11 protein-coding genes are annotated in these 15,309 nt (G+C 71.8%); 8 read left to right on the top strand and 3 right to left on the bottom strand.

Annotation, left to right across the window (positions count from 1 at the left end; translation table 11 throughout):
* Window positions 1-137: 137 nt before the first annotated feature.
* Window positions 138-1,115 (top strand): DMT family transporter, encoded by a 978-nt coding sequence (locus tag OG917_RS29415; RefSeq protein ID WP_328321319.1) that lies wholly within the window; start codon window positions 138-140, stop codon window positions 1,113-1,115.
* On the opposite strand, the gene OG917_RS29410 is transcribed toward OG917_RS29415, so the two are convergent.
* Window positions 1,085-2,374, bottom strand: a complete 1,290-nt coding sequence (locus tag OG917_RS29410) for a transglycosylase family protein (protein WP_328321317.1) — start codon at window positions 2,372-2,374, stop codon at window positions 1,085-1,087. The genes OG917_RS29415 and OG917_RS29410 overlap by 31 nt on opposite strands.
* A gap of 147 nt (window positions 2,375-2,521) precedes the next feature.
* Here OG917_RS29410 and OG917_RS29405 point away from each other — a divergent pair, with 147 nt between their 5' ends.
* Window positions 2,522-4,981 (top strand): glycoside hydrolase family 3 C-terminal domain-containing protein, encoded by a 2,460-nt coding sequence (locus tag OG917_RS29405; protein WP_328321315.1) that lies wholly within the window; start codon window positions 2,522-2,524, stop codon window positions 4,979-4,981.
* A gap of 213 nt (window positions 4,982-5,194) precedes the next feature.
* Window positions 5,195-5,974, top strand: coding sequence for an SAM-dependent methyltransferase (locus OG917_RS29400; RefSeq protein WP_328321313.1), 780 nt, complete (start codon window positions 5,195-5,197; stop codon window positions 5,972-5,974).
* 51 nt (window positions 5,975-6,025) lie between these two features.
* Here the strand turns inward: OG917_RS29400 and OG917_RS29395 are convergent, their stop codons facing one another.
* Window positions 6,026-7,351: an ROK family transcriptional regulator gene (locus OG917_RS29395; protein WP_328321311.1), complete on the bottom strand. Its 1,326-nt coding sequence runs from the start codon at window positions 7,349-7,351 to the stop codon at window positions 6,026-6,028.
* A 142-nt stretch (window positions 7,352-7,493) separates the two neighbouring features.
* Here OG917_RS29395 and OG917_RS29390 point away from each other — a divergent pair, with 142 nt between their 5' ends.
* From OG917_RS29390 to gndA, 5 genes are all read left to right on the top strand, one after another.
* A complete protein-coding gene (locus OG917_RS29390) occupies window positions 7,494-8,819 on the top strand; it encodes an ABC transporter substrate-binding protein (RefSeq protein ID WP_328321309.1) in 1,326 nt (441 codons plus the stop codon).
* 13 nt (window positions 8,820-8,832) lie between these two features.
* Window positions 8,833-9,894: a carbohydrate ABC transporter permease gene (locus tag OG917_RS29385; protein WP_328321307.1), complete on the top strand. Its 1,062-nt coding sequence runs from the start codon at window positions 8,833-8,835 to the stop codon at window positions 9,892-9,894.
* Window positions 9,887-10,789, top strand: coding sequence for a carbohydrate ABC transporter permease (locus tag OG917_RS29380; RefSeq protein ID WP_328321305.1), 903 nt, complete (start codon window positions 9,887-9,889; stop codon window positions 10,787-10,789). The genes OG917_RS29385 and OG917_RS29380 overlap by 8 nt, the downstream gene beginning before the upstream one ends.
* Window positions 10,790-10,941: 152 nt before the next feature.
* Window positions 10,942-12,297, top strand: coding sequence for a GH1 family beta-glucosidase (locus OG917_RS29375; protein WP_328321303.1), 1,356 nt, complete (start codon window positions 10,942-10,944; stop codon window positions 12,295-12,297).
* A 363-nt stretch (window positions 12,298-12,660) separates the two neighbouring features.
* Window positions 12,661-14,103, top strand: a complete 1,443-nt coding sequence (gene gndA / locus OG917_RS29370) for an NADP-dependent phosphogluconate dehydrogenase (RefSeq protein WP_328321301.1) — start codon at window positions 12,661-12,663, stop codon at window positions 14,101-14,103.
* 601 nt (window positions 14,104-14,704) lie between these two features.
* Here gndA and panD read toward each other — a convergent pair.
* Window positions 14,705-15,136, bottom strand: coding sequence for an aspartate 1-decarboxylase (panD, locus tag OG917_RS29365; protein WP_328321299.1), 432 nt, complete (start codon window positions 15,134-15,136; stop codon window positions 14,705-14,707).
* Between the last annotated feature and the right edge of the window lie 173 nt (window positions 15,137-15,309).

The following is a 15,309-nucleotide window of genomic DNA, read 5'->3' as shown; positions in this document are numbered from 1 at the left end:
CCCAGGGCCGGTCACGGCCTCCGGCACGACCGCCGCGAGGACTACATACCGGGGGGCCGTGTACTGCTCTGGTAGTACGGAGGATTCGGTGCCTGGGGACGACGACTTTCCGGCCGAAAGGAGAGATCGTTGAGAGCATGAGTGCCCTCGCGCTGTCCGTGCTGCTGTCGCTGGTCTCCGCAGTCGCGTATGCGGCCGGGGCCATCGTTCAGGAACGCGTTGCCGTGGCCACGCCCGGCAGCCCCTACGCCCCCCTGCGTCACGGCGGCTGGTGGGCCGCCATGGCGCTCAACGGCCTCGGTGCCGGACTGCACGTCGTGGCCCTGGCCTACGGGCCGCTGAGTCTTGTGCAGCCGCTCGGCGCGCTGACCATCGTCTTCGCGCTGCCGATGGCCGCGGTCTTCGTACGGCGACGGGCGGGCGCCGCCGCCTGGCGCGGCGCCATCATGGCCACCGTGGGCCTGGCCGGCCTGCTGGCGCTGACCGGCGGCGCGGACAACGACTCCCTGCCGGGCGGCGAGCGGACCGTGCTGGCCCTGGCGACCTTCGGGGGGATCGCGCTGCTCTTCGTGGTCGCCCGGCGCATGCACAAGCCGGTCGTGCGGAGCATCGTGCTGGCGACGGCGGCCGGTGTGGCCTTCGGCGCCGCATCCGTCTTCACCAAGACCGTCGCGGTGGACTGGACCTCCCACGCTCCGACCGCCGAGTGGCTGAGCCTGCTGGCGATCGCCGGGTTCGCGGGGACCGGCGTGCTGCTCTCGCAGGCGTCGTACCGGGGAGCCGGGCTCGCGGCGCCGCTGGCGACCGTCACCGTCGTCAACCCGGTCCTGGCCGCGGCGATCGGGGTCACGCTCTTCGGCGAGGAGTTCCGCTACGGGGTGGCCGGGACGGTCCTGGCGCTCGGCTGCGGTGTCCTGGCGGCGGGCGGGCTCATCCTGCTGACCACGGAGCGGCTCTCCGCCTCCCGGCCCGGTTCCGGGGCGCCGCGCGAGTCACAGGACCGGCCGGCGTCAGCCCCGGTCCCGCCACCGGGTGGACCCGCGCCGCGGCTCGTCGCGGCACGGACCCGGTCCAAGAAGGACGGTCAGACGGTGACGCCGCCCGCCCTGAGGTAGGCCAGCGGATCGGTGTCGCTGCCGTACTCCGGGCCGGTCCGCGCCTCGAAGTGCAGGTGCGGGCCGGTGGCGTTCCCGGTCGAACCCGAGCGGGCGATGCGCTGCCCCTGCTGGACGTTCTGGCCCATCCGGGCCGTCAGTGCGGACAGATGGGCGTACTGCGTGTACGTGCCGTTCGCATGCCGGATGACCACCTGATAGCCGTAGGCGCCGCCCCAGCCCGCTGCGACTACCCGGCCCGCGGCGACCGCCTTCACCGGCGTACCGGTCGCGACCGGGAAGTCGATGCCGGTGTGGTGGCCGCTGGACCAGGACCCGCCGGACGCGCGGTAGGGCGTGGTGTGGTGGCCCGGGACGGGCGCGATCAGGGCAGTCGATGCCGCGTTCGCGTGATGCGGAGCGGCCGGCGCCGTCCTGCGGGGGTTCGCGGGCGCCGCCGTGGTCCGTGTCGCACGGGGCTTCGCCGGCCGGGCCTTCGCTCCGCCTGCCGGGCGAGGCGCGGTGGTCTTCTGGCGTTGCGCCCCGTCGAGGCTCAGGCGCTGACCGGGGTGGATCAGGTCCGGGTCGGACCCGACCACCGTGCGGTTCCCTTCGTACAGCTGGTGCCAGCCACCGGTGACGTCCTCGGCCTCGGCGATCCGGGAGAGCGAGTCGCCGCTGACCACCGTGTAGGCGGCGCCGGGCGCGGTGGACGCCGCCGGTCCCGCATGGTCCACCTGCCCGGAGGCGGACCGCGGCTCACTCCCGGACTTCGCGGACGCGGTGCGCTCCGGCTTCCGGGGCCGGGTCTCCGGAGACGCCGTGCGCTCCGGCTCGCTCCGGGTCTCCGGAACCGCCGCCTTCCGCGCGGTCGTCCGTACGACGGCCTTCGGGGCCGCGTCACCCCTGCTGAGCCCGGCCCGCACCGAGCAGACCGGCCATGCCGTGGGTCCCTGCGCCCTGAGGACCTTCTCCGCGACCGCGATCTGCTGCCGCTCGGTCGCCAGGTCCGCGCGCGCGGCGTAGGCGCCGCCTCCGTATGCCTGCCAGGTGGACTGGCTGAACTGGAGCCCGCCGTAGTAGCCGTTGCCCGTGTTGATCTGCCAGTTGCCGGTGGACTCGCAGCCGGCCACCTTGTTCCATACGTCCACCGGCGCGGCCCCGGCCGATCCGGCGGTGAGCAGCGGCAGCGCGAGCCCGGCACCGCCCGCGGTGACGGCGAGCGAGGCACGGTTGATCCGGCTCGGCTCGTAACGGCGATGACGACCGGTTGCGGCCATTCTCGGCTCCCCCACTCGCGTGTCGGACACGTCGCAGGGCGCAAAAGTAAGGCCGCTGTGGAGGGAATGACAAGAGCGCGTGTTCACCGTACCCTTGCAGCCGATACGGGAGAGCGCTCTCCGACCGGTGGGCGCGGAGGGGTCTTCATGACGGACGAAGAGCTGGACACCCTGGTCGGTGCGTTGAGCCAGGCGGCCAAGGTGCGCCTGCTGACCGGAGCGACCGGCTGGCGGACCCACGCCGAACCGGCTGTCGGTCTGCGGGCGCTGGTCACATCCGACGGGCCGGTGGGCGTACGCGGGGAGTCGTGGGACGAGCGGGAGACCTCACTGGTCCTACCCTCCCCCACCGCGGTCGCGGCGGCCTGGGACGAGGAACTCGCCGCCGAACTGGGCGGGTTGCTCGCGGCCGAGGCCCGGTACAAGGGCGTCGACGTGCTGCTGGCGCCGACCCTGAATCTGCACCGGACTCCGCTGGGCGGCCGGCACTTCGAGTGCTACTCCGAGGATCCGCTGCTCACCGCCCGCACCGGCGCCGCGGTGATCCGCGGGGTGCAGGCGGGCGGAGTCGCCGCCACGGCCAAGCACTTCGTGGCCAACGACGCGGAGACCGACCGGCTGACGGTCGATGTGCGGGTCGGCGAGAGGGCGCTGCGCGAGGTCTACCTGGCACCGTTCGAAGCCGCCGTCGAGGCCGGGGTGTGGGTGGTGATGTCGGCGTACAACCGGGTCAACGGCGTCACCATGTCGGCGAGTCCGCTGCTGGCCGAACCGCTGAAGGGCGAGTGGGGCTTCGACGGCCTGGTGGTCTCGGACTGGGGCGCGGTGCGCACCACGGTGGAGACCGCGCGGGCCGCCCAGGACCTCGCCATGCCGGGGCCGGAAGGAGCCTGGGGTGACGCCCTGCTGGCGGCCCTGCGGACCGGGGCGGTGGCACAGTCGGCGGTGGACGACAAGGTGCGCAGACTCCTGCGGCTGGCCGGACGGGTGGGCGCGCTCGGCGCCCCGGCGCCGGTGTGGCGCCCCGTGGTCCCGGAGGCCGGGCGGCGCGCGCTGCTGCGGCGGGCCGCGGTGGCCGGCACGGTGCTGGTGCGCAACGCCGGGCAGGTACTCCCGCTGGACCCCCGGCGGCTGCGGACCGTCGCCGTGATCGGGCCGCGGGCCGCGGGACCGAGGATCCAGGGCGGCGGGAGCGCGGAGGTCTTCCCCGCTTCCGCGGTGTCTCCGCTGGAGGGGATCCGGGCGGCGCTCGGGCCCGGCACGCGGTTGCTCCATGCGCCCGGGGTACCGCCCGAGCGCAGGCCCACACCGCTCACCGGGGAGGCGGCCCGCAACCCGGACACCGGCGAACCGGGCGTACTGGTAAGCCTGTTGGGCGCCGACGGGGCCGTGCTGCACTCGGAGCACCGGCTGTCGGGGCGGATCGTGGAGCCGGCCAGGGTGGCCGGAGCGGCCACCGTGGAGATCCGCACCCTGCTGCGGCCGGGGACGACCGGCGAGTGGACGCTGGCGGTCGGCGGGTTCGGTCAGGTCTCCCTGACGGCGGGCGGACGGACCGTCGTGGACGGCGTGTTCGCCCGGGACACCGACGATCCGACCCACATCCATGTGTCGCCCCCGTATCGCTCGGGCCGGATCACCCTCACCGCGGGCGAGGAGACCGAACTCGTCGCGCGGCGCGAGCTGGCGCCGGACACCGGCATCGCCGCGATCCTCGCCGCCGCGCCACCGCCCGCAGCCACCGCCGCCGCGCGGGCCGAGGCGGTCGCGGCGGCCCGCGCGGCCGATGCCGTCGTGGTCGTCGTCGGAACCACGGAGGAGAGCGAGTCGGAGGGCAGCGACCGGGTCTCGCTGGCACTGCCCGGCGGACAGGACGAGCTGGTGAGGGCTGTGGCCCGCGCCCGCCCCGACGCGGTGGTCCTCGTGAACGCGGGCGGCCCGGTCGCCCTGCCCTGGCGTGACGAGGTGGCGGCGGTCCTCATCGGCTGGTTCCCGGGGCAGGAGGCGGGCCACGCGGCGGCGGACATCCTGTTCGGCGGAGCGGAGCCGGGCGGGCGGCTGCCCACCACCTGGCCGGCCGCGCAGGACGACGTACCGGTGCTCGACACCGCCCCCCTGGACGGGGCACTCCGGTACACCGAGGGCCTGCACATCGGCTACCGGGCCTGGCTGCGCGGGCCGGTCGCGCCCGCGTACTGGTTCGGGCACGGCCTCGGGTACACCAGCTGGGAGTACGAGGGGATCGAAGCCCCGGCAGCGGTGTCGGGGGACGGTTCCTTCGACGTACGGGTACGGGTCCGCAACACGGGCGGCCGCGCGGGCCGTGAGGTCGTACAGCTCTATCTGGCCCGCCGGGACTCGGCGGTGGAGCGCCCGGTCCGGTGGCTCGCGGGCCACACCGCCGTGCGCGCCCGGCCGGGCGAGGCGGCGGAGGCGGTCGTCCGGGTGCCGGCGAGGGCCTTGCGGCACTGGTCCGCGGCGGAGCGGTGCTGGCGCATCGAGCCGGGCGGGTTCACGGTGTACGCGGGGCGGTCGGCCGGGGATCTGCCGCTCGTCACGGAGGTGTCCGTCCCCGTCCCCGCACCACTGGCGGGTGCGGCGCGCTGACCGGCCCGCGAGCGCCGCTGCGGGGCGCGGCCGGGTGCCGCGCCCCGGCCTCCCGCCCGGGCCGCGACCCGGTCCCGGGGCACCTCCCGGCGCGCACCGGCGGGGGAGTGACAGACTTCGTAGTGGGGACACACGGCCGGGCCGGGTACACACGTCCTGGCACGCCGTCCCCACCTGTTTCCCCGCCCTGTTCGGACCGCAACGGAGCACTCCATGACGGACAGCCCCAAGCACCAGATCGACACCAGCAAGCCGCACCCCGCGCGCGTCTACGACTATCTGCTGGGGGGCAAGGACCACTATCTGGTCGACCGCGAGCTGGGCGAGAAACTGGATGACTTCATCCGGGTCGGAGCGGAACAGAACCGCGCGTTCATGCGCCGTTCCGTCGCCTGGGCCGCGCGTCAGGGCATCGACCAGTACCTGGACATCGGCACCGGGATCCCGACCGAGCCGAATCTCCACCAGATCGTCCAGGAGATCATTCCGGCGGCCCGGATCGTCTACGCGGACAACGACCCCATTGTGCTGCGCCACGCCGAGGCTCTGCTGGTCAGCACCCCGGAGGGCACCACGCACTACCTCCAGGCCGACGTCCGCGAGCCGGGGCTGATCCTCGAACAGGCGCAGACGTTCCTGGACTTCAGCAGGCCCGTCGCCCTGTCACTCGTCGCGCTCATGCACTTCATCCTCGACGAGGAGGACCCCTACGCGATCGTGCGGGAGCTGGTCGGCCGGCTGTCGCCGGGAAGCTGCCTCATTCTCGCGCAGGCCAGTCTGGACGCGTTTCCCGAGGCGGAGGAGCATGTGGCCAGCACCTACTCCAGCCGCATCCCGTTCAAGCCCAGGTCGCGCGCCGAGATCGCGCGGTTCTTCGACGGCCTCGATCTGGTGGCGCCCGGTGTGGTGACAGGGCCCGAGTGGTTCCAGGACACCCCCGCGCCGGAGCTCACCCCGTACCCGGGCTTCGTGGGCGTGGCCCTCGTCCCGTAGGGCTCCCGCCCGGAGCGCGGGCCGTGCGCCGTCCTGGTCCGGACGGCGCCGTCAGCGGCGCTCGACCACGACGGGCCGCCAGTCCCCCTGCCGCAGCAGGGCGGCCGGGTCCGCTGCCGGGTCCGGGACGTCGTACCTGCGGTGCCTGCCGCCGCGGGCGAAGAAGTCCGCGAGGGGCAGGGTGGCCGCCCCCAGCGTCACCGCGTCGGCGCCGAGCGTGCCCAGGTCGATGGTGACCCGCTCGGCCGGGTGGTGCATCGCGTACTCCTTCGCGTACCGGCGCACGGCGGGCAGCAGCGCCGGGCCGAGCAGCAGCCCGGCCCAGCCGCCCACCAGAATCCGTTCGGGGCGGAAGAGGTTGATCAGATCGGCGATACCCGCTCCCAGGTACTCGGCGGTCTCGTCCAGGAGTCCGGCCGCCGCGGGGTCGCCCGTGAGCCCCCCGGCAGCGGGCAGGGCGGCGGCGAGCAGGGTGGCGAGCGCCGTCTCCTCGTCGGCCGCCTCGGCCGCCGGGGCGCCCGATTCCAGCCACCGCTCCCGGATGGCCTCCGCGCCCACATACGCCTCAAGGCAGCCGGGCGCACCGCAGCGGCAGCGCCGCCCGCCGACCCGCATGGTGGTGTGACCCCACTCGACGGCCCTGCTGTCCGCGCCGCCGTAGAGCTCGCCGTCGACCACGATGCACGCGCTGACCCCGGAGCCGAACAGCACCACGACGGCGTCGCTCGTGCCGCGCCCGCCGCCGAACCACATCTCCGCCTGGCCGAGGGTCTTGGCTCCGTTGTCGATGAAGAACGGTACCCAGGAGGGGAGTTCGGCCGACTCGCGGAGCATGGCCTCCAGCGGGACCGCGTCCCAGCCGACGGTCTGGCCGTGCACGACGACCCCGTCGGGCCCGTCCCGGTCGATGATTCCCGGTACGCCCACGCCGACGCCGACGAGCTGTGCCGCGCTGACGTCCGCCTCCCGCAGCACATCGGCCACGGCTTCGCGGATATGGCCGACGATCCGGCCGACGTCATAGCCATGGTGCGCCAACGGGCGCTCGGCGCGGGCCAGTTCACCGAGGGAGAGGTCGAAGAGCTCGACCCGGACGCGGGTCTCCCCCACATCGATCCCGATCAGATGACCGCTGGCAGGGGCGACGCGCAGCAGTGTGCGCGGCCGGCCGCCCTCCGAATCGACCACTCCGGCTTCTTCGAGCAGCCCGTCCGCGGCCAGTTCGGCGACCACATTGCTGATGGAACCCGAACTCAGGCCGGTGGCCGATGCGAGCTCCTGGCGGCTGAGCGGTCCGTCGAAATACAACCGTTGCAATACCTCGGCGCGGTTGCCCCGCCGCAGGTCACGCACAGTTCGCCTGCTCTGTTCAGCCATGTGGCTCCTTCCCGGTAGGCAACATACCCCTGTGAAAGCTCTTGACGCGACCTTCTCTCACTACTTAACTCACGATCTGAATTAAGTCGTGAAGGCCGTTCGAATCCTGAACGCAGCCCTCCCCGGGAAGGGGCCTACGCACATGCGCAGTATCAGAGCCGCAGCAGCAGTCGTCATCACCATCTCCACCCTCGCCGGTGCCACGGCGTGCGGCGGGGGCAGTGACTCCAGCGGCGGGGGCAGCAACGCCTCGCCCAAGACGCTCACCTACTGGGCGTCCAACCAGGGACCGAACATCCCCGCCGACAAGAAGATCCTCACGCCCGAACTGAAGAAGTTCGAGCAGCAGACCGGGATCAAGGTCAACCTGGAGGTCGTGCCCTGGGCCGACCTGCTGAAGCGGGTCCTCGCCGCGACGACGTCGGGCCAGGGCCCCGATGTGCTCAACATCGGCAACACCTGGTCGGCCTCGCTGCAGGCCACCGGCGCTCTGCTGCCGTGGAACAAGGCCAACTTCGACGCGATCGGCGGCCGCGACCGGTTCGTCGAGGCGGCGGTGGCCTCGGCGGGCGCCGCGAAGCAGGACCCGGCGGCCGTTCCGCTGTACTCGCTGTCGTACGCGCTCTACTACAACAAGAAGATGTTCGCCGACGCGGGCATAGCCAAGCCCCCGGCCACCTGGGACGAGCTGATCGCCGACGGCCGGAAGATCTCCAAGAACGGCACCAGCGGCAAGTGGGGCCTCGGCGCCGAGGGCGGCAACCTCTCCGAGAACATCCACCAGGCGTTCGTACTCAGCAAGCAGCACGGGGCCGACTTCTTCGACGCGTCGGGCAAGCCGACCTTCACCTCTCCGGGTGCCGTCGCCGCCGTGAAGCAGTACGTCGACCTCATGGGCAAGGACAAGATCATCGCTCCGGGCAACGCGGAGTACAGCCAGAACCAGTCGCTGAGCGACTTCTCCAAGGGCAAGACGGCCATGGTGCTCTGGCAGGCGGCCGCGTCCACCTTCGCCTCGCAGGGGATGAAGCCGGAGGACTGGGGGGCTGCGCCGGCGCCGGTCGTCTCCGGCGCCCCCGGGCAGGGCAAGAACGTCAACTCCATGGTCGCGGGCATCAACATGGCCGTCTTCAAGAACACCAAGAACACCAAGGGCGCGCTGAAGTTCGTGAAGTTCATGACCAGCGACGACGAGCAGAAGATCCTCAACAAGGCCTACGGCGCGGTGCCGCCCGTCACGGCCGCCCAGGCCGACCCGGCGTTCAACGTGCCCGGCGTGAAGGTCCTCAAGGACACGCTGACCACGAGCGCGGCGCCGCTGCCGCAGGTGGCCTCGGAGTCGCAGTTCGAGACGACCGTCGGAACCGCCATCAAGGAGCTGTGGGCCGACGCCGCCGCCGGGAAGACCATCACGACGGCCTCGGTCAAGGACAAGCTCACCAAGGCGCAGCAGCAGATGACCCAGTGAGGCACTGACTCCGATGACCTCCCACCCGTCGCCCGACCCCCACCCCCTCACGAGAGGCTCCGCCGCGCCTCTCGTGCGGGAGCCCTCTTCCCGGATCCCGCCGGCGGCCGGCGATGACGTCCTGAAGTCCGGGGGTGCGCGGTCGCGTCTGCCGCGCATCCCCGACCGGATCCGCCGCGGCGGCCTGCCGTATCTGCTGCTGCTGCCCGCGCTCGTGCTCGAACTGCTCATCCACATCGTGCCGATGGCCATCGGCATCGTGATGAGCTTCCGCGGCCTCACCCAGTTCTTCATCCGCAACTGGGGTCAGGCCCCCTGGACGGGTCTGCACAACTTCAAGGTCGCTGTCGACTTCGACGCCCCGATCGGCAAGGCCCTCCTCCACTCCTTCTACGTCACCTGCGGGTTCACCGTGCTCGCCGTCGGCCTCTCCTGGCTGATCGGCACGGGGGTCGCGATCCTGCTCCAGGAGAACTTCCGCGGCCGCGGCCTGCTGCGGACCGTCTTCCTCATCCCGTACGCCCTGCCGGCCTACGCCGCGATCATCACCTGGGCGTTCATGTTCCAGCGGGACAACGGTCTGGTGAACCACGTCCTCCACGACCAGCTGGGCATCACCGACAAGCCGTCCTTCTGGCTGATCGGCGACAACAGCTTCTACGCGCTGGTCATCGTCGCCGTCTGGAAGTCCTGGCCGTTCGCCTTCCTGATGGTGATGGCGGCGCTCCAGAACATCCCGCGTGAGCTCTACGAGGCGGCCTCGATCGACGGGGCCGGGATGTGGCAGCAGATCCGCAAGATCACCCTGCCGTCGCTCCGCTCCGTCAACCAGGTCCTGGTCCTCGTGCTGTTCCTGTGGACCTTCAACGACTTCAACACGCCCTACGTCCTGTTCGGCAGATCCGCCCCGGAAGCCGCCGACCTGGTCTCCGTCCACATCTACCAATCGTCGTTCGACACCTGGAACTTCGGCAGCGGCTCGGCCATGTCCGTGCTGCTCCTGCTCTTCCTGCTGCTGGTGACGGCCGTGTACCTGATCTGCACATCGCGCGGGAGGAAGAGCACCGATGTCTAGTACCAGCACTGCCCCGCGCTCCCCCGCGCCACCGCGCCCGGCCCGCCGCTCCCCCACCGCACCACCGCAGTCGTTCATATGGACCCGGCGCGTGGCACTCACCCTGGTGGCGCTCTTCACGCTGGTGCCCGTGTACGTGATGATCAGCAGCTCGCTGAAGCCGCTGGGTGACGTGTCGGGCAAGTTCTCCTGGATTCCGACCGGGTTCACCATCCGCCCGTACATCGATATCTGGAGCACCATCCCGCTCGCCAAATACTTCATGAACTCGCTGATCGTGGCGGGCACGGCGAGTGTCTGCTCGGTGGTGGTCGCGATCTTCTCCGCGTACGCGGTGAGCCGCTACCGCTTCCGCGGCAAGCGGGTCTTCACGATCACCGTGCTCTCCACCCAGATGTTCCCCGGCATCCTGTTCCTGCTCCCGCTGTTCCTGATCTTCGTGAACATCGGGAACTCGACCGGCGTCGACCTCTACGGGTCGCGCGGTGGTCTGATCCTCACGTATCTGACGTTCTCACTGCCGTTCTCGATCTGGATGCTCATCGGGTACTTCGACTCCATCCCGAAGGACCTGGACGAGGCGGCGATGGTGGACGGCTGCGGCCCGCTCGGAGCGCTCTTCAGGGTCGTCGTCCCCGCGGCGATCCCGGGCATCGTGGCCGTCACCCTGTACGCGTTCATGACCGCTTGGGGCGAGGTGCTCTTCGCGTCGGTGATGACCAACGACTCGACACGGACGCTCGCGGTGGGGCTCCAGGGCTACTCGACGCAGAACGACGTGTACTGGAATCAGATCATGGCCGCCTCGCTCGTCGTCAGCGTGCCGGTCGTCGCGGGCTTCCTCCTGCTCCAGCGGTACCTGGTCGCCGGTCTGACCGCCGGCGCGGTCAAGTGAGCGCCCGGCCCCTCCCACCGGCCGGCCCCCTGCCGTCCGGCACCACCGCAGAACCCCTCACCACCGCTCGGCACACCTGAGCACACGCAACACCGCTCAGTACACCTGAGCGCCCTCGCAGCTCTGAGCACCCCTCAGCAGAAAGGCAGCCCGTGAACGAGTACAACTCCCTTCCCGCAGACTTCACCTGGGGAGTGGCCACGGCGGCGTACCAGATCGAGGGAGCCGTGGCCGAAGACGGCCGTTCGCCTTCCATCTGGGACACGTTCTCGCACCTTCCCGGAAAGATCGACAACAACGACAACGGCGATGTGGCCTGCGACCACTACCACCGCTGGCGCGAGGACATCGGGCTGATGAAGCAGCTCGGCGTGGACGCCTACCGCTTCTCGGTCGCCTGGCCGCGCGTCGTACCCGGCGGCGACGGCCCGGTCAACGAGAAGGGGCTCGCCTTCTACGACCGGCTGGTCGACGGCCTCCTGGAGGCCGGCATCACACCCTTCCCGACCCTGTACCACTGGGACCTCCCGCAGGTCATGCAGGACCGCGGCGGCTGGCCCGCCCGGGAGACGGCCGAGCACTTCGCGGAGTACGCGAGCGTGGTGGCCCGGCGGCTGGGTGACCGGGTGAAGGACTGGACGACGCTGAACGAGCCGCTCTGCTCGTCGTGGATCGGCCACCTGGAGGGCAGGATGGCCCCCGGCCTCACGGACATCACCGCCGCCGTCCGCACCTCGTACCACCTCCACCTGGGCCACGGTCTGGCCACACAGGCGATCCGGGCGGCCGTGCCGGGCGCCCGCGTCGGCATCGTCAACAACCTCAGCCCCTGCGAGGCGGCCACCGAACGCGAGGAGGACCGGGCAGCGGCGGTGCGCGCCGACGGCCACACCAACCGCTGGTGGCTCGACCCGATCCACGGGCGCGGCTACCCGCAGGACATGGTCGATCTCTACGGTGTCGACCTGCCCGTCCGCGCCGGTGACCTCGACACCATCGCCACCCCGCTCGACTGGCTGGGTGTGAACTACTACTTCCGCAATGTCGTCACCGACGACCCGACGGGTCCGCTGCCGCACGCCAAACAGGTCTTTCTGCCCGGCGTCCGCCACACGGCGATGGACTGGGAGGTGAACGCCGACGGGCTGGAGAACATCCTGCTGCGGCTGGCCGACGAGTACGGCGCGCAGAAGATCTACGTCACGGAGAACGGCTCCGCCTACCCCGACGTGCTCCGCGCCGACGGCTCGGTCGACGACCCGGAGCGGGTCCGGTATCTCGACGAGCACCTGGCCGCCTGCGCCCGCGCCGCCCGCAAGGGCGTCCCGCTGGCCGGTTACTTCGCCTGGTCGCTGCTGGACAACTTCGAGTGGGCCTACGGCTACGACAAGCGCTTCGGTCTGGTGCACGTCGACTACGCGAGCCAGCGGCGCACCGTCAAGAGCAGCGGCCACCGGTACGCGGACATCGTCCGCTCCGCACGCGGCCGGGGGCGCAGGGCGGCATGAACCGGCTGACCGTCTGACCGTCTGACCGTCTGAACAGCAGGATCCGCGTGGCGAAGGGGTTCCGGTACCGCCGGGGCCCCTTCGGCGTGCCCGGGTGCCGCGGCCCCGGCGGGGCCGGGGACAGCGCGGCCGGAATCCGGAGAGCGCTCTCCCGCGCGGTCACCGTCGCACTGCGCCACCGCACAGGCGTCAAGGCCCGCCGAACGGGGATACGGCCCAGTGGAGTTGAGCGGCGCCCCGGGCGGATCCCGGGATCCAGTACGCCGCCCGGCCCACAGATCCCGGCAGGATCGCGGCGCCGGACGTACGGTCCAGATGTACGCCCAGGCGCGGCATCCCGCACGATCCCGAGGAGCACGACCAATGAGTGGAACAGCCCAGATCGGCGTCACCGGCCTCGCGGTCATGGGCCGCAACCTCGCCCGCAACTTCGCGCGCAACGGGTTCACCGTCGCCCTGCACAACCGCACCGCCGCCAGGACGCACGAGCTGGTCGACGAGTTCGGCGACGAGGGCACCTTCGTGCTCACGGAGGGCCCGGAGGAGTTCGTGGCCGCTCTGGAGCGACCGCGCCGTCTGGTGATCATGGTCAAGGCAGGCGACCCCACCGACGCCGTGATCCAGGAGTTCGCACCGCTCCTGGAGGAGGGCGACGTCATCATCGACGGCGGCAACGCGCATTTCGAGGACACCCGGCGGCGCGAGAAGGAGCTGCGCGAGCGGGGCATCCACTTCGTCGGCACCGGCATCTCGGGCGGCGAGGAAGGCGCTCTGCACGGGCCGAGCATCATGCCCGGCGGTTCCGCCGAGTCCTACGAGTCGCTCGGCCCGCTGCTGGAGAGGATCGCCGCGAAGGCCGCCGACGGCTCGCCCTGCACCACGCACATCGGCCCCGACGGGGCGGGGCACTTCGTGAAGATGGTGCACAACGGCATCGAGTACGCCGACATGCAGCTGATCGCGGAGGCCTACCATCTGCTGCGCGAGGTCGCGGGCTACTCCCCCGAGCGGATCGCCGAGACCTTCCGCTCCTGGAACACCGGCCGGCTCGACTCGTACCTGATCGAGATCACGGCGGAGGTGCTCGCGCACAAGGACGCCGCCACCGGGCGGCCCTTCGTGGACATCGTCGCCGACGAGGCCGAGCAGAAGGGCACCGGGCGCTGGACGGTGCAGATCGCACTCGACCTCGGGGTACCGGTGTCGGGCATCGCGGAGGCCGTCTTCGCCCGCTCCCTCTCCGGGCACGGCGCCCTGCGCAAGGCGTCACGCGAGCTGCCGGGTCCCGTTCCGGAGCCGCTGGACGAGGCGGCGGCCGCGGACTTCGCCGACCAGGTGGAGCAGGCGCTGTACGCGTCGAAGATCGTCTCGTACACCCAGGGCTTCCACCAGATCACCGCCGGCAGCGAGACGTACGACTGGGACATCGACCTGGGCGCGGTCGCCGCGATCTGGCGTGCGGGGTGCATCATCCGGGCCGCGTTCCTCGACCGGATCCGTTCGGCCTTCGACGCCCGGCCCGACCTGCCGAGTCTGCTCTCGGACGAGAAGTTCGCGGAGGAGATCGGCGGTGCCCAGGACGACTGGCGCGCGGTGGTCGCCACCGCCGCACGCCAGGGCGTCCCCACACCGGGCTTCTCCGCCGCGCTCGCCTACTACGACGCGCTGCGCTCCGAGCGGCTGCCTGCGGCGCTCACCCAGGGCCAGCGCGACTTCTTCGGTGCGCACACGTACCGCAGGTCGGACCGCGAGGGCTCGTTCCACACGCTCTGGGGCGGTGACCGCTCCGAGGTGAGCACCACCTGAGCGGTGGCCGCGCCCGGCCCGGCGGTACTTACACGGGGCCGGGCTGCGGCTGCGGTTCCGGGTCGGGCACCGGGCCGGGGCCAGGCCCGGGCGCCGGGGTCGGCTCGGGGCCGGGAGGCTGCGGCACGGGGTCGGGCAGCGGGTCCGGCAGCGGCGGCGGCACCGGAGCGGGGCCGGGGCCCGGCGGCGGGGTCGGCACAGGCGGCACGGGATCCGGACCGCCCGGATTCGGCGGCACAGGGCCGGGATAAGGATGCGTCACGGTGGACCTCCCACAGTACGGCTGTATGTCCTGACCAATGTCTCCCGCTCCGCCTGCCCACGCGCGCCGGGTCGAACCGGCCCGGCCGCCGCACACCGCCGGGAGACCGGGTTTCCGGCTCCGGCGCCGGCCTGCCGGTGCGGGCCGCAGCGTCCTCGCGGGACACCGGGGCCCGGGCCCGCCCGGATCGGCGCCCCGCGTCGCGTCATCGGCGCGGGCGACAGCCGCAGAACCGGAGCATTCGCCGCACCGCCGCCGCGAACCACACCCTGACGCCTTCCGCCAAGAGGGGGACCGGCCGGGAACGCTCCGGTCCCCGCCCGGGAGACGGTCCGCCCGTCAGGCCCCCGCGACCGCCGGCCGGGCATGGGGGGCGCGCAGCTGGTCGGTGCCCGGTACGGGCGCGGACGCGTCGGCGCCGAGGGCGACGATCCGGTTGTCCGCGTCGACATGGACGACGCTCGGCCGGAGCGCGCGTGCCTCGGCGTCGTCGACCTGGGCGTAGCTGATGAGGATCACCAGGTCGCCGGGGTGGACGAGATGGGCGGCGGCGCCGTTGATACCGATCACGCCCGAGCCGCGCTCGCCCTCGATGACGTAGGTCTCCAGGCGGGCCCCGTTGTCGATGTCGACGATGTGCACGAGCTCGCCGGGCAGCAGGTCGGCGGCTTCCATCAGAGCGGCGTCGACGGTGACCGACCCGACATAGTGCAGGTCGGCCTGGGTCACGGTGGCACGGTGGATCTTGGACTTGAACATGGTGCGCATCATCGATGTACTCCCGGAGTGAGGCTCCCTGCCTGCGTTTATGCAGGTCAAGTGCGCTGCGCTCAGTTTACAACGATTCGCTTCCCGGCCAGTTCCCGGTCCGGGTTCCGAGAGCCGGCACCGGCCCGCCGACGGCTCTCCCGATGCGATCCCGCGCCGGCTCCTCGCCCGTGGGC

The organism is Streptomyces sp. NBC_00388, from assembly GCF_036061255.1.
Taxonomy (GTDB): domain Bacteria; phylum Actinomycetota; class Actinomycetes; order Streptomycetales; family Streptomycetaceae; genus Streptomyces.
This window is presented reverse-complemented; position numbering and strand designations above follow the sequence as displayed.

What these genes read in the sequence shown, in the direction of transcription:
- OG917_RS29415 (WP_328321319.1), top strand. Translation starts at nt 138, where the DNA reads ATGAGTGCCCTCGCGCTGTCCGTGCTGCTGTCGCTGGTCTCCGCAGTC.
- OG917_RS29410 (WP_328321317.1), bottom strand. Translation starts at nt 2,374, where the DNA reads ATGGCCGCAACCGGTCGTCATCGCCGTTACGAGCCGAGCCGGATCAAC.
- OG917_RS29405 (WP_328321315.1), top strand. Translation starts at nt 2,522, where the DNA reads ATGACGGACGAAGAGCTGGACACCCTGGTCGGTGCGTTGAGCCAGGCG.
- OG917_RS29400 (WP_328321313.1), top strand. Translation starts at nt 5,195, where the DNA reads ATGACGGACAGCCCCAAGCACCAGATCGACACCAGCAAGCCGCACCCC.
- OG917_RS29395 (WP_328321311.1), bottom strand. Translation starts at nt 7,351, where the DNA reads ATGGCTGAACAGAGCAGGCGAACTGTGCGTGACCTGCGGCGGGGCAAC.
- OG917_RS29390 (WP_328321309.1), top strand. Translation starts at nt 7,494, where the DNA reads ATGCGCAGTATCAGAGCCGCAGCAGCAGTCGTCATCACCATCTCCACC.
- OG917_RS29385 (WP_328321307.1), top strand. Translation starts at nt 8,833, where the DNA reads ATGACCTCCCACCCGTCGCCCGACCCCCACCCCCTCACGAGAGGCTCC.
- OG917_RS29380 (WP_328321305.1), top strand. Translation starts at nt 9,887, where the DNA reads ATGTCTAGTACCAGCACTGCCCCGCGCTCCCCCGCGCCACCGCGCCCG.
- gndA (WP_328321301.1), top strand. Translation starts at nt 12,661, where the DNA reads ATGAGTGGAACAGCCCAGATCGGCGTCACCGGCCTCGCGGTCATGGGC.
- panD (WP_328321299.1), bottom strand. Translation starts at nt 15,136, where the DNA reads ATGATGCGCACCATGTTCAAGTCCAAGATCCACCGTGCCACCGTGACC.